Origin of the sequence: Bradyrhizobium vignae (assembly GCF_004114425.1) — a bacterium.
GTDB lineage: Bacteria > Pseudomonadota > Alphaproteobacteria > Rhizobiales > Xanthobacteraceae > Bradyrhizobium > Bradyrhizobium vignae.
Map to the genome: position 1 here is coordinate 153970 of NZ_RDQF01000015.1, position 13547 is coordinate 167516.

General features: G+C 65.2%; 14 protein-coding genes. 1 reads left to right on the top strand and 13 read right to left on the bottom strand.

The annotated features are described in order from the left end of the window. Positions 1-2 precede the first annotated feature (2 nt). From rpe to EAV90_RS15785, 8 genes are all read right to left on the bottom strand, one after another. A complete protein-coding gene (gene rpe / locus EAV90_RS15750) occupies positions 3-740 on the bottom strand; it encodes a ribulose-phosphate 3-epimerase (protein ID WP_129143911.1) in 738 nt (245 codons plus the stop codon). Continuing rightward, positions 737-1672 carry a CbbX protein gene (gene cbbX / locus EAV90_RS15755; RefSeq protein WP_164936958.1) on the bottom strand — a complete coding sequence of 312 codons (936 nt, stop codon included), beginning with the start codon at positions 1670-1672 and terminating at the stop codon, positions 737-739. The genes rpe and cbbX overlap by 4 nt, the downstream gene beginning before the upstream one ends. 98 nt (positions 1673-1770) lie before the next feature. Continuing rightward, the gene (locus EAV90_RS15760; protein ID WP_122406815.1) at positions 1771-2178 is read right to left on the bottom strand and encodes a ribulose bisphosphate carboxylase small subunit; all 408 of its coding nucleotides are present in this window, start codon (positions 2176-2178) and stop codon (positions 1771-1773) included. Positions 2179-2189: 11 nt separating this feature from the next. After that, positions 2190-3650, bottom strand: coding sequence for a form I ribulose bisphosphate carboxylase large subunit (locus tag EAV90_RS15765; protein WP_129143913.1), 1461 nt, complete (start codon positions 3648-3650; stop codon positions 2190-2192). Positions 3651-3681: 31 nt separating this feature from the next. Continuing rightward, positions 3682-4767, bottom strand: coding sequence for a class II fructose-bisphosphate aldolase (gene fba, locus EAV90_RS15770; RefSeq protein WP_129143914.1), 1086 nt, complete (start codon positions 4765-4767; stop codon positions 3682-3684). A 13-nt stretch (positions 4768-4780) separates the two neighbouring features. After that, on the bottom strand, positions 4781-6799 hold the full coding sequence (gene tkt, locus EAV90_RS15775) for a transketolase (RefSeq protein ID WP_129143915.1): 2019 nt from the start codon (positions 6797-6799) through the stop codon (positions 4781-4783). A gap of 16 nt (positions 6800-6815) precedes the next feature. Next, positions 6816-7691 (bottom strand): phosphoribulokinase, encoded by an 876-nt coding sequence (locus tag EAV90_RS15780; protein ID WP_129143916.1) that lies wholly within the window; start codon positions 7689-7691, stop codon positions 6816-6818. Positions 7692-7701: 10 nt separating this feature from the next. Next, complete coding sequence (locus EAV90_RS15785; RefSeq protein WP_129143917.1) at positions 7702-8739, bottom strand: class 1 fructose-bisphosphatase; 1038 nt, start codon at positions 8737-8739, stop codon at positions 7702-7704. 120 nt (positions 8740-8859) lie between these two features. On the opposite strand from EAV90_RS15785, the gene EAV90_RS15790 reads away from it, so the two are divergent. Beyond that, positions 8860-9837, top strand: a complete 978-nt coding sequence (locus EAV90_RS15790; protein ID WP_129143918.1) for a LysR family transcriptional regulator — start codon at positions 8860-8862, stop codon at positions 9835-9837. A gap of 242 nt (positions 9838-10079) precedes the next feature. On the opposite strand, the gene EAV90_RS15795 is transcribed toward EAV90_RS15790, so the two are convergent. The 5 genes from EAV90_RS15795 to EAV90_RS40155 all read right to left on the bottom strand — a co-directional run. Beyond that, positions 10080-10277, bottom strand: a complete 198-nt coding sequence (locus tag EAV90_RS15795; protein ID WP_129143919.1) for a hypothetical protein — start codon at positions 10275-10277, stop codon at positions 10080-10082. A 129-nt stretch (positions 10278-10406) separates the two neighbouring features. Continuing rightward, positions 10407-10826: a DUF4118 domain-containing protein gene (locus tag EAV90_RS15800; RefSeq protein ID WP_129143920.1), complete on the bottom strand. Its 420-nt coding sequence runs from the start codon at positions 10824-10826 to the stop codon at positions 10407-10409. A 138-nt stretch (positions 10827-10964) separates the two neighbouring features. After that, the gene (locus EAV90_RS15805) at positions 10965-12158 is read right to left on the bottom strand and encodes an MFS transporter (protein WP_129143921.1); all 1194 of its coding nucleotides are present in this window, start codon (positions 12156-12158) and stop codon (positions 10965-10967) included. Positions 12159-12215: 57 nt separating this feature from the next. After that, a complete protein-coding gene (locus EAV90_RS15810; protein ID WP_122404746.1) occupies positions 12216-12833 on the bottom strand; it encodes a TetR/AcrR family transcriptional regulator in 618 nt (205 codons plus the stop codon). A 503-nt stretch (positions 12834-13336) separates the two neighbouring features. Further along, positions 13337-13547, bottom strand: a 211-nt coding sequence (locus EAV90_RS40155) for a hypothetical protein (RefSeq protein WP_208738503.1), incomplete at its 5' end; no start/stop codon positions are given.

A 13547-nucleotide genomic window follows, 5' to 3' on the forward strand; every position in this document is an offset into this window, starting at 1 on the left:
ATCTACCGGATACGCGCAGACTCCCTGGCACGTGCCGGTTGCGCGGAAATGTCGTGCAATCCTGCAACCCGCGCCGTCTCGGCCGCGAGGCGGATGGCCGCAATGTTGGCGGCGTATTCAGTGCCATCCCTGCCACGAAACACCGCGGATCCCGCCACCAGCGTGTCGGCGCCCGCTCCGGCAACGGCAGCGGCATTGTCGCGCGTGATGCCGCCATCGACCTCGAGCCGGATCGGCCGGTCGCCGATCATTGTTCGAATTCGTCTGATCTTCTCGATCTGGGACTCGAGGAAGGACTGACCGCCGAAGCCAGGATTGACCGTCATGACCAGCACGAGATCGATACGGTCGAGTACGTATTGGATCGCGCTTTCCGGCGTCGCGGGGCACAGGCTGACGCCCGCTTTCTTGCCGAGTGCGCGGATCGCCTGGAGCGAGCGGTCGAGATGCGGCCCCGCTTCGGCATGGACCGTGATGACGTCAGCGCCTGCCTTCGCGAACGCCTCGAGGTAGGGATCAACCGGCGCGATCATGAGATGCACGTCGAAAACCTTCTTCGTCAGCGGCCGTATCGCTTTGATCACATCGGCGCCGAAACTGATGTTCGGGACGAAATGGCCGTCCATCACATCACAATGGATCCAATCGGCGCCGGCGGCATCGATGGCCGCGATCTCCTCACCGAGACGCGCGAAGTCGGCGGCCAGGATCGAGGGGGCAACAAGGATCTCGCTGCTCATGCCCTCACGCTCCTTTCCGCAACCGGACCACCGCTGAAGACGCGGCTTGCGAGGACATCCGCCGGGTCGATGGTTTCGAGGTCGGCGACATCGAGCATGCGGTCGAGATCGGACACCAGGCGATCGGCCTGCCGCAGGCGGATGCGATCGACCGCGTTGCGGACCGAGCGCGCGTTGGAGAAGAACGGTTGGGTCCGGCGCAGCGCGATGTATTTCTCGAACGCCTCGCGTGCCGCTGCCGAGAAGCGATAACCCCGCTCCTTCAGCATCAGCTCGGCGATGACGAGCAGCTCGGCTTCCGAATAATCCGGAAATTCGATGTGGTGGGCGATCCGCGAGCGGAAGCCGGGATTCGAGGCGAAGAAGCTCGTCATCCGCTCGCCATAGCCGGCGAGGATCACGACGAGGTCCTCGCGCTGGTTCTCCATCACCTGGAGCAGGATCTCGATCGATTCCTGGCCATAGTCGCGCTCGTTGTCGGGACGATGCAGGTAATAGGCCTCATCGATGAACAGCACGCCGCCCATCGCCTTTTTCAAGATCTCCTTGGTCTTCGGCGCGGTGTGACCGATATACTGACCGACGAGGTCGTCGCGCGTCACCGAGATCACCTGCCCGCGGCGCACGAAGCCGAGGCCGTGCAGGATCTTGGCCATGCGCAGCGCGACGGTCGTCTTGCCTGTGCCGGGATTGCCCGTGAACGACATGTGCAGCGTCGGCGGTGCGGCGGCAAGGCCCGCGCGCTGCCGGATGCGCTCGATCAGCAGCAACGAGGCGATCTGGCGCACGCGGTTCCTCACCGGCTTGAGCCCGATCAGCTCCTGATCGAGCTGTTGCAGCGTATCGGTGATCCCGGCCGCTTCAGCCTCCTTGCGGAGATCGAATTGGGTCTCGCTGTGTTCGGTCGTGGTTGCGTGGGGCACATCGAGCATCGGCACCTCGAATAAAAGGGCTTCGCCGCAGGGGAGCGACGAAGCAGTGGTCCGCCAAGGATGCGGAGCAGGGAGAGCTCCGCGCGGAAGCGAAAGACTCAAGCTGACGCGTGCGCGGCCGGCCGGCGCACCGTGGTGTAGCGAATTGCGCGGCCCCCCACCTCCTGCCGCACGAGCTCGAACTCCGCCTCTTGCTTCGGCCGGTTGACGAGGAAGGAGATCCGCACCGATTCCCAGCCGTGGCTGGAATCGAAGCCGCTGATGCGGATGTAGCGGTCGCCGTAGACCCTGCGGCACTCGGCGAGCTCCATCATCACGCCGGCGGCATCCTGGAGATCGAACATCGGCAGGCCCCACATCTCCCAATAGGTATTGCGGGGATGCGGATCATCGGTGAACTCGATATTCACCGCCCAGCCATTGGCGAGACAGTATTGCACCTGCTTGGAGATCTGGTCATCGGTCAGATCGGGCAGATACGAGAAGCAGCCCTGGGTGATCTTCATCTCCATTCTCCTCAGACGGTTTCCAGCGCGGTCGGCACGAAGTCCGGCGTGTCGGTGGATTGATAGTTGAAAGTCACGTCCTTCCAGACCTCGAGCGCGGCCTTCAGCGGCGTGCAGGTCTGGGCCGCCTTGGCGAGGATCTCCGGCCCTTCGTGGACATAGTCGCGGCCCTCATTGCGGGCGAGGATCATCGCTTCCAGCGCCACGCGATTGGCGGTCGCACCAGCCGCAATGCCCATGGGATGGCCTATGGTGCCGCCGCCGAACTGCAGCACGACGTCCTCCCCGAGCAGGTCGAGCAGCTGGTGCATCTGGCCGGCATGGATACCGCCGGAAGCGACCGGCATCATCTTGTTGAGGCTCGCCCAGTGCTGGTCGAAGAACAGGCCGTGCTCGAGCTTGGTCGGGTTGAAGTCCTCGCGGCAGACATCGTAGTAGCCGCGCGTGGTGTTGGGATCGCCTTCGAGCTTTCCGACCACCGTGCCGGCATGGATGTGGTCGACACCGGCGAGGCGCATCCATTTGGCGATGACGCGAAACGACACGCCATGGCTCTTCTGCCGCGTATAGGTCGAATGGCCGGCGCGGTGCAAATGCAGGATCATGTCGTTGCGCCGGGCCCATTTGGCCATGGACTGGATTGCGGTGTAGCCGATCACGAGGTCGATCATGACGATGACCGAGCCGAGCTCCTTGGCGAACTCCGCGCGCTCGTACATGTCCTCCATGGTGCCCGCGGTGACGTTCAGGTAGGTGCCCTTCACCTCGCCCGAGGCAGCCTGCGCGCGGTTGACCGCCTCCATGCAGTAGAGGAAACGGTCGCGCCAATGCATGAAGGGCTGCGAGTTGATGTTCTCGTCGTCCTTTGTGAAATCGAGCCCGCCCTTCAGCGCCTCGTAGACCACGCGGCCGTAGTTGCGGCCGGACAGACCAAGCTTCGGCTTCACCGTCGCGCCCAGCAGTGGCCGGCCGAACTTGTCGAGCCGCTCGCGCTCGACCACGATGCCGGTCGCCGGTCCCTGGAACGTCTTCACATAGGCGACCGGAAAGCGCATGTCTTCGAGGCGCAGCGCCTTGAGCGGCTTGAAGCCGAACACGTTGCCGATGATCGAAGCCGAAAGATTGGCGATGGAGCCCGGCTCGAACAGGTCGAGATCGTAGGCGATGTAGGCGAAATACGAGCCGGGCGAGCCCGGGACGGGATCGACGCGGTAGCACTTGGCGCGATATTTCTCGGCCGCTGTCAGTCGATCGGTCCACACCACCGTCCAGGTCGCGGTTGAGGATTCGCCGGCAACGGCAGCCGAGGCCTCGATGGGGTCGACGCCCTCCTGCGGCGTGACGCGGAACAGCGCGATCACGTCCGTGTCCTTCGGCGTGTAATCGGGCTCCCAATAGCCCATGCGCTTGTATTCCATCACGCCGGAGCGATAGCGCTCTTTGCCGCGGACCGTGCCTGCATGTGCGTTCATGGCTCTCTCCTGCTCTTCTCTCTCTGAATGACTAGGCTGCGACCGGTTCGCGGGCGTCGATGCGCGGATCAAGCTCGCCGGCGCGATAGCGCCGCGCCATCTCGCTCATCGGGACCACCTTGATCTTGCTCGCATGGCCCGCCGTGCCGAACTGCTCGAACCGCTCGCGGCACAGCTCTCGCATCGCGTCCATCGCGGGCTTGAGGAACCTGCGCGGGTCGAACTCGGAGCGCGCCTGGGCCGCCACTTTCCGGAACACGGCGGTCATCGCCAGCCGGCAATCGGTGTCGATATTGACCTTGCGCACGCCGCTCTTGATGCCGCGGACGATCTCCTCGACCGGCACACCCCAGGTCTGCGGCATCTCGCCGCCAAACTCGTTGAACATGTCCTGCAGTGGCTGCGGCACCGACGAAGAGCCATGCATGACGAGATGTGTATTCGGCAGCCGGCGATGGATCTCCTCGACCACTCGCATCGCCAGGATGTCACCATCGGGCTTACGGCTGAACTTGTAGGCGCCATGCGAGGTGCCCATCGCGATCGCCAGGGCGTCGACCTTCGTCGCACCGACGAAGTCGACGGCCTGGTCCGGATCGGTCAACAGCTGGTCGTGGCTGACCTTGCCCTCGACACCATGACCGTCCTCCTGCTCGCCACCGCCGTGTTCCAGCGAGCCGAGCACGCCGAGTTCGCCTTCGACCGAAGCGCCGACCCAATGGGCGAGATCGACGACGCGGCGGGTGATCGCGACATTGTAGTCATAGTCGGCCGCCGTCTTTGCATCGGCCTTGAGCGAGCCGTCCATCATCACCGAGGTGAAGCCATGGGCGATGGCGGAGGCGCAGGTCGCCTCGTCATTGCCGTGGTCCTGATGCATGCAGAGCGGGATATCGGGATAGGTCCGCTCCAGCGCGTCGATCATATGCGAGAGCATGAGATCGCCGGCATAGGTGCGCGCGCCGCGCGAAGCCTGGATGATCACGGGCGCGTCGACCTCGGCCGCCGCCTGCATGATCGCAATGCCCTGCTCCATGTTGTTGATGTTGAACGCCGGCACGGCATAGCCGTGACTCGCGGCGTGATCGAGCAATTGGCGAAGGGTGATACGGGCCAAAGGGTCGCCCTCCTTATTGGCTCTTGCGGGCGATCGCCCGGCGGGCGGCTTTCGCAATGCTCTGCGGCGTGATTCCAAATTCGCGATATAGCACGGGCGCGGGCGCTGAGGCGCCGAAGCCGCGCATGCCGACGAATTCGCCGTCCATCCCGATCCAGCGCGACCAGTCGCTCTGCACGGCCGCCTCGATGCCGACGCGCGGCGCAGTGCCGAGCACGGAGGCGCGGTAATCTTCCGGCTGCTCCTCGAACAGTGCGAAGCAAGGTGCAGAGACCACAGCGGCGCGAATGTGCTCGGTCGCGAGCAGACGCGCGGCTTCCATTGCAATCGACACTTCGGAGCCGGTTGCGATGAGCGTCACATCGCGGCCGCCGTCCGGGGAGACAACGAGGTAAGCACCGCGCGCGACGCGGTTTTTGCCGCGCGCATCGCTGCGGAAGGTCGGCAGGGCCTGCCGCGACAGGCACAACACGGATGGACGGTGCTCCGCCATAAGCGCGCAATCCCAGGCCTCCAGCGTCTCCACGGCATCAGCCGGCCGGAACACGAGCAGGTTCGGAATGACGCGCAGCGCCGCGAGATGCTCGACCGGCTGATGCGTCGGCCCGTCCTCCCCGAGACCGATGGAGTCGTGCGTCATCACATGGATCACGCGCAGCCGCATCAAGGCCGCAAGGCGGATCGCGGGCCGGCTGTAATCGGAGAACGCGAGGAACGTGCCGCCGTAGGGGATGAAGCCGCCATGCAGCGCGAGGCCGTTCATCGCGGCGGCCATGCCGTGCTCGCGGATGCCGTAATGGATGTAGTCGCCGGCGAACGCACCGCTCTTGACCGGAGCCTGCGCCTTGGCATGCGTCAGGTTCGAATGCGTCAGGTCCGCGGAGCCGCCGACCAGGCCGGGAATCGTCCCGGCGATGGCATCGAGCACCTGTTGCGAGGCCTGCCGCGTCGCGAGCTTTGGCCGCTCGCTGGCGAAGCGTTCGCGCAATTTCGCCGCGGCAAGCGTGTAGGCGGCGGGCAGAGTCACGGCCTTGCCCTCGACGAACAGATCGCGCTGCTCTGGCGTCGCACCTTCGTAGCGATCGAGCCAGGCGAGGCGATCGACCTGCCCACGCTGCCCGATCATCCGCCACGCCTTGAGCACCGGGATCGGCACCACGAAGGGCTGATAGTCCCAACCAAGCGTCCGCCGCGCCGCTGCCGTCTGCTCGGTGCCGAGCGGCGCGCCGTGCGCCTTCTCGGTGCCCTGTCTACCAGGCGCGCCATAGCCGATGATGGTGCGGCAGGCGATCAGCGAGGGTTTTGCGGTTTCGCGCTCTTCAGCAATCGCCTGCGCAACGGCTTCGGGATCGTGCCCGTCGACCCGGCGCGCCGACCAGCCAGAGGCGGCGAAGCGCGCGAGCTGGTCGTCCGACGTTGCGAGCGAGGTCGGGCCGTCAATGGAGATGCCATTATCATCGAACAGCACGATCAGCCGGCCGAGCCCGAGATGGCCGGCAAGCGAGATCGCCTCCTGGCTGATGCCTTCCATCAGGCAGCCATCGCCCGCGATGACATAGGTGTAGTGATCGACAAGCCCGTCACCATGCCGCGCATTGGCCATGCGCTCGGCGAGCGCCATGCCGACCGCGGTCGCGATCCCCTGCCCCAATGGGCCCGTCGTGGTCTCGACGCCCGGCGTATGACCATATTCGGGGTGCCCGGGCGTCTTCGAGCCCCATTGCCTGAAGGCCTTGATGTCGTCGAGGCTGACATCGCCGCCGGTCAGGTGCAGCAGCGCATAGAGCAGCATCGAGCCGTGGCCCGCCGACAGCACGAAGCGGTCGCGGTCCGGCCAGTTGGGATGCGCCGAGTCGAATTTCAGGAAGCGCGAGAACAGCACGGTTGCGACATCGGCCATGCCCATGGGCAGGCCGGGATGGCCCGACTGCGATGTCTCGATCGCATCGACCGCGAGGAAGCGGACAGCGTTGGCGAGATCGTTGTGCTTGACGGCCGTGAGGTCGGCTTCAGCATGGACGGAGATGTTCATCGGATCTTCTCCCTGTTCACTTCAAGCCGCGCTTGCGCTCGATCAGCTGCATGATCAGCGGCGTCAGAATCAGTTGCATCGCGAGATCGAGCTTGGCGCCGGGGCAGACGATCGAATTGGCGCGAGACATCCAGCTCTGCGGCAGCATCGAGAGCAGATAAGGGAAGTCGATGCCGCGCGGATTCTTGAAGCGGATAACGACCATCGATTCGTCCGGCGTCGGAATCCAGCGCGCGATGAACGGATTGGAGGTATCCACCGTCGGCACGCGCTGGAAATTGATGTCGGTCTCGGTGAATTGCGGGCAGATGTAGTGGATGTAGTCGGGCATCCGCCGCAGGATCGTGTCAGTGACGGCCTCGGTCGAATAGCCGCGCGCGCTGCGGTCGCGGTGCAGCTTCTGGATCCATTCGAGATTGATGACGGGCACGACGCCGATCTTGAGGTCGGCATAGCGCGCGACATTCACCTTATCCGTGACCACGGCGCCGTGCAGTCCCTCGTAGAACAGCAGGTCGGAGTTCTCCGGCAGCTGCTTCCAGTCGGTGAAGGTGCCGGGCGCGGCGCCATGCAGCACCGATTCCTCGGCGTCGTGAACGTAATGCCGCGTCACCGCCGTGCCGGTCTCGCCGTAGTCGCGGAAGGCGCGCTCCAGCTCCTCGAACAGGTTGGTCTCGGGGCTGAAATGGCTGAAGTGCTTGTTGCCGCGCTCGGCCTCCTTCGCCATCTGCGCGCGCATCTCGGCGCGGTCGTAGCGATGAAAGGCGTCGCCCTCGATGTAGACGGCGTTGACCTTCTCGCGGAAAAATATCTGCTCGAACGTCTTCTTGACCGAGGTGGTGCCGGCGCCGGACGAGCCGGTGATGGAGATGATCGGATGCTTCCTTGACATGCTCGTCCTCCTACAGCCGGAAGAATCCACGCCGCGCAAACAGCGGCGCTGAAACGCTGGCGACCAGCAGCGGATCGCAATGCAGCTCCTCGGCGCGCCGCACCTCGTTGCTGGAGCCCATGATCAACGGCACGCGCTGGTGCAGGCTCTGCGCGGACAGATCGAGGATGCGCTCGCGCCCGGTCGAGGCCGAGCCGCCGGCGTGCTCGATGATCATCGCCATCGGATGCGCCTCATAGGTGAGGCGCAGGCGGCCGTCGCCGTAGCCGGGGCGCGCGTCCGAGGGATAAAGGAACACGCCGCCGCGGGTGAGGATGCGATAGGCTTCCGCGACCAGCGAGCCGATCCAGCGCATGTTGAAATCGTGGTTGGCCGGCCCCTCGACGCCGGCGAGGCATTCATCGATGAAGGCGCGCACCGGCGGGTCCCAATGTCGGCGGTTCGACGCATTGATCGCGAACTCCTCGCAGGCCTCGGAAATCTGCACGCCGCTGCGCGCGAGGCGGAAGCAACCGGCCTTGCGGTCGAGCGTGAAGATGTCGACGCCGACGCCGAGCGTCAGCACCAGCGAGGTCTGCGGGCCGTAGGTGACGAAGCCCGCGGCGAGCTGTGCCGAGCCGCGCTGATGGAAGGCCAGCGAGAGATCATCAGGCGCCGGCAGGATCGAGAAGATCGTGCCGACGGTCATGTTGATGTCGATGTTGGAGGAGCCGTCGAGCGGATCGATCGCGATGCAGATGCGGCCCTCGCGGTCGACGATCTGGGCCTCGCGCATTTCTTCGGACGCCAGCGCCGCGATCGGCAGCCGACCGAGGCAGCGGCGCAGGATCGCGTCGGCCTGGACGTCGAGATCCCGTTGGACATCGCCGTCGCTGTTGCGGCCCCTGGTCAGACCGGAGCCGGCGGCGAGATCGCCGGAGGCGACGAGGTCGGCAATCTCGATCGCGGCCGCTGCGATGGCATCGACGGCGCCCGCCACCGCGAGCGCGTGAGGTGCGGTCTCGGAATACCGTTGAAGGTGGTCGTCCAGCCTGAGTTGCCCGGTCATCTGCGTCCATCCCTGTGCCGGCGCCGCATCCAGTTTCCCTCCCCTCTGGAGGTTGGCGCGGTCGGTCCCGGCATCAGGAGATTGACAGGGGCGGCCTAATAAGGAAAATTTCTAATCATAATGAGCCTCAAAGAATTTTCTTATAATGGCGCCGGCCATGCGGCGACCCAGCTCCGGCATCTGACGATCCGGCAGCTGCGCTCGCTTGCGGCGCTGTCGGCCAAGGGCAGCGTGACGGCGGCCTCCAGCCATCTCGGGCTGACGCAGCCGGCCGTAACCCAGCAGCTCCGGCAGCTTCAGGATCTTGCCGGCCTGCCGCTGGTGCAGCGGACTGGCGACGGCATGCTGCTGACGGAGGCGGGCAAGGAGGTGCTGGCGCTGGCCGAGCGGGTCGAGGCCGCCATCACGGATTGCCAGGGCGCACTGGACCTGCTGGCAGGCCGGACCGGCGGCACGGTGCAGCTTGGCGCGGTGTCGACCGCGAAATATTTCGTGCCGCACGCGATCGCGGCGTTCTCCAAGCGCTATCCCAAGATCGAGATCAAGCTGACCATCGGCAATCGCGAGGAGATCCGCGAGGCCATGCACGGCTACGACCTCGATTTCGCGGTGATGGGTCGGCCACCGGCCGACGTCAGCGTCGACGTCCGTCAGCTCGGACGCAATCCGCACATCATCGTCGCGCGCAAGGGCCACTGGCTGGAGAAGGATTCCGGCCTCAACCTCACCGACCTCGTGCACGAGACCTTCCTCACGCGCGAGCCCGGCTCGGGCACGCGGACACTGATGGAGGGCATGTTCCAGAAGTCGGATCTCGAGCCGATCATCGGCATGGAGATGAGCAGCAACGAGACCATCAAGCAGGCCGTCATCGCCGGGCTCGGCATCGCCTTCATCTCGGCCCACACGGTGGCGCATGAGCTTGCCGAGGGCCGGCTCGTCGTGCTCGACGTTGCAGGGCTGCCGATCGTACGGCAATGGTACGTGATCCGCCGCAGCGATAAGGTGTTGCTGCCGCCGGCGCAGGCGATGTTCGATTTCCTGGGCTCGGAAGGATCGAATTATCTGCCTGATGTGCCCGAACTCGGCGGGCAGTAGCCGGCCGGCGCTCAGCTCATCAGCTTCATGGCGACGGTTGCCGCCAGTATCACGATGATCTGAAGCAGACGCTCCGTCGTGAAGATGCGGTTGAAGGTGCTCATCGCGTGCCCCGGCCGACGTGAAAAATGTCTCGATCGGCCCGTTGCTAGCACACAAGAGTGCGGGGGCAACTCCGTAATTGCCCCGTGGGCGGTCGCGCCGTCGGCGAGCCGGTTCACGTCCACGCCGACGGCCGGCGATCAGGCCGCGAGCGGGGCGTTGCAGTCGGTGCGCGTGGCGAAATAGGCCTCCAGCTCCGACAGCGCCCGCGCTTCCCAATCCCTCGCCTGCTCCAGCAGCGACCAGCTCTGGCCCGGGCGGAATGCTGCGGTCTGGCGATAGAGCGATGCAATGCCGCGGTAGCGGCGCACGTTCTCCAAGATGGCGTGACCGTTCATGTCCGAAAACTCCCTCGTCATTCCCGCGGGAGAAACTGCGGCCAAATCTTTTTCGAAAAGTTAGCGGCGCGCGGCAAGTTCGCGGATGGTTGCCGGACTGTTGCGCGAGCGCAACGTGCGCGGCGCGATCTATTGCGAATTCGTTGCCGCGCTCTCGCCCGAAGGTTTCAGCCCGCCGCTTCTGATGATCGTCATCGTCTCGCGGCAGAGATCGGCAAGGCCGATCAGGAGCACGGCCAGGAGGCAGAACAGGTTGATGGAATCGGCATTTGCGCTGGTCAGCGAGTTGAACTGGAAGGCGGGCGGTATGAACGCCCACCACACCAGCGGAACAGTGAGCAGCGCGGCAAATACCGCCGCCGGCGCGCCGGCAACGAATGCAAGCACGAACAGGCTGGGCAGGAACACCACGAAATAGAGCTTTGCCCCGAGCGCGACGCAGATGCCCTGAAGCGCGGCCGACATTGCGACGACGATCAGCCCGAGCAAAAACGCCTGCCACGACCACGGCCGTACCCGCGGTACGCCAAACAGCCCCGTACGTCTCATGAGCCTCCCCCTGCCACCCGTTAACCAGGTGCGTTTGCGACCAAAGTACTACAGCGACGCCGGGACTGCGAGACGGAAAGTGCGTCCTCGCGGGGTTGGTAAACGGGCCGCATCGCACAATTCCGCCCATGCCGGCGGCTATTCGGTCGCCGCATAGAGCAGGCCCGCGATGGGCAGAGCGCCGCCAATGGCCGATGCGAGCACCCAGCCGCCTTGCGCGAAGGCGAAGGCTCCGACCGCGGAGCCGGCCGCACCGGCGGCGAAGAACGTCGCCATGTAGAGACCGTTGAGGCGGCTGCGGTGCTCGTGGCCGAGCACGAATATGGCGCGGAAGCCGAGCACGACATTGCCCTGGACACCGATATCGATGGCAATCGCGGCCACCACCAGACAGGCGAGATTCAGCATCGAGCCGGGCGTGCCGATATAGGTCACGAGGAATCCGGCGGCCGCGAGCAGCATCGCGACCAGCGTCGCGATGCGGCTATGGCCGCGATCGGCGAGGCGTCCTGCGATCGGCGCCGCGAACACGCCGGCAACCCCGGCCAGTGCGAACAGCGCGATGCCACGCTGGGAGAAGCCGAACTCGGCGGCGAGTTGGAGCGGCGCCACCGTCCAGAACAGGGTGAAGGCGCCGAACAGGCTCGCCTGGTAGAGTGCACGGCGCCGCAGCAGCGGCGTGGCCCGCACCAGATGCGGCATCGACAGCAACAATTCGCCGTAGTGCATGCGCGTGACAGGCTTGCGCCTCGGCAGCGTCATCCAGAGCACGGCCGTGAGCACGATCATCAGCGCGGCGGAGCAGAAGAACACTGCATGCCACGACAGCACGGCCGTGACGAAGCTCGATACCGGACGTGCCAGCATGATGCCGAGCATCAGACCGGTCGAGACGTTGCCGACGACGCGGCCGCGGATGGCTTCAGGCGCCAGATGTGCCGCATAGGGGATGATGATCTGCACCGCGACCGAGCCGAGCCCGATGAACAGCGCGGCGATCAGGAACGGCAGCGCGTGGGTCGCGAAGGCGGCGGCGAGCAGCGCCGCGGCGCCAAGCGTGATCACCGAGCAGATCAGCGCGCGATTCTCAACGAGATCGCCGAGCGGCACGATCAGCAGCAGCCCGGTGCCGTAGCCGATCTGCGTCATGGTGACGATCAGTCCCGCCGCTGCATGCGACAGGCCGAGCGCGGCGCTGATCGGGGCGATCAACGGCTGGGCATAGTAGATGTTGGCGGCGACCATGCCACAGGCCGCGGCAAGCACGAAGGTCAGGCGCTGCGACACCGCATCCGGCCCGGGCGCGGTCTCGATCGTGGCATTCATCGTCATTCACATGGACTCCAGGTAAAAGATAGGGAATGATGATTCCCTTTTGTGACAAAAAACTCAGGCGAGCAGTTTCATCGCGACGCCGACGAGGCGCTCCCCGTCGAGCGGCAGGCGGGCCTTGCCAAGGACGCGCAGACCTTGCGTGATGCAGATCATCAGCCGCGCGGTGTCATCGGCATCGACATGGCGGGGAATCGAGCCATCGGCCTGCCCCTCGCGGATGAGGCCGGCAATGAAGCTTTCGTTGCTCTTGAGCTGCGCATTGACGCGGGCGCCAACGACTGGATCGAGCGCGGACAGCTCGACCGCGCCGCCGACGACGAGGCAGCCGCGCCGCCCCTCGCTGCCCTGGGAATGCTCGACATAGGACAGCAACACGTGACGGATTCGCTCGCGGCCGTTTGCGCCGCGCGAGGCCGCGTTACGGGTCTGCTCCTGGCGCAGCACCGTATAGCGCTCGAAGGCGGCGAGAAACACCGCATGCTTGTCGCGAAACGCCTTGTAGATGCTTCCCGTAGCGAGCCGCATCGCCGCGGTGAGGTCGCCGATCGAGGTGGCATGGTAGCCGCGCTCGCGAAACACCCGCACGGCCCTGTCGAGGGCGGTGTCCATGTCGAATTCCCGGGGACGGCCGGGCGGACGGGCAGACGGAGATCGGCGGGCGGTCTTTTGCATTGCGGCATAATAGGGAATGATTGTTCCCGAATAAAGACACGTGGTTGTGAACGGGTGGTTGATGACGGCGTCGCACTTTCGCGTCCCGGAACCAGTTGCAAGCCGCGAAGCGTTGGGGGGCAGAGCCGGGACCCGAGCAACACGGCACGGTGCGGCGACGGGGCACGAGAGAGGCGTGTGGTACACGCTCTCTCCTCCTCGTCATTGCGAGGAGCCCTTGCGACGAAGCAATCCAGAATCCCGCCTCGGAAAGATTCTGGATTGCTTCGCTGCGCTCGCAATGACGGAGTGTGAGGTGACAGCGTGGTGCTCCAAGTGACGCTGTCATTCCCCCTTGTGCGCATTCGCGCACTGGGGCGGGGACTCCAGTACGCCGCGGCCTCTCGATTGAACCACTGCCGTCTCGGCGTACTGGATCGCCCGCCTTCGCGGGCGATGACGGCGAATGCGTGGCTGCAGACATGCCTTCGCGTCCTCGCGGCGCAACTCGCCCGAGCTTTGCGTCATCTCTCGCCGCTCTTGTCCAAAGGCGCAGGGAAGACCGCATAGGCGTTAAGGTAGCGCGAGCATCGATTGATACGGACGTTTTCGAGGAGGCTCGCGCAGGTGCCGCCCAAGCGCTCGCTTTCTGCGGCGAAAGCAACGGATGGTTGGTTGTGGAATGATCGCTTGTAGCAAGGATGCAACGAGTTGTTGCAAAACACGCCAAGCGCC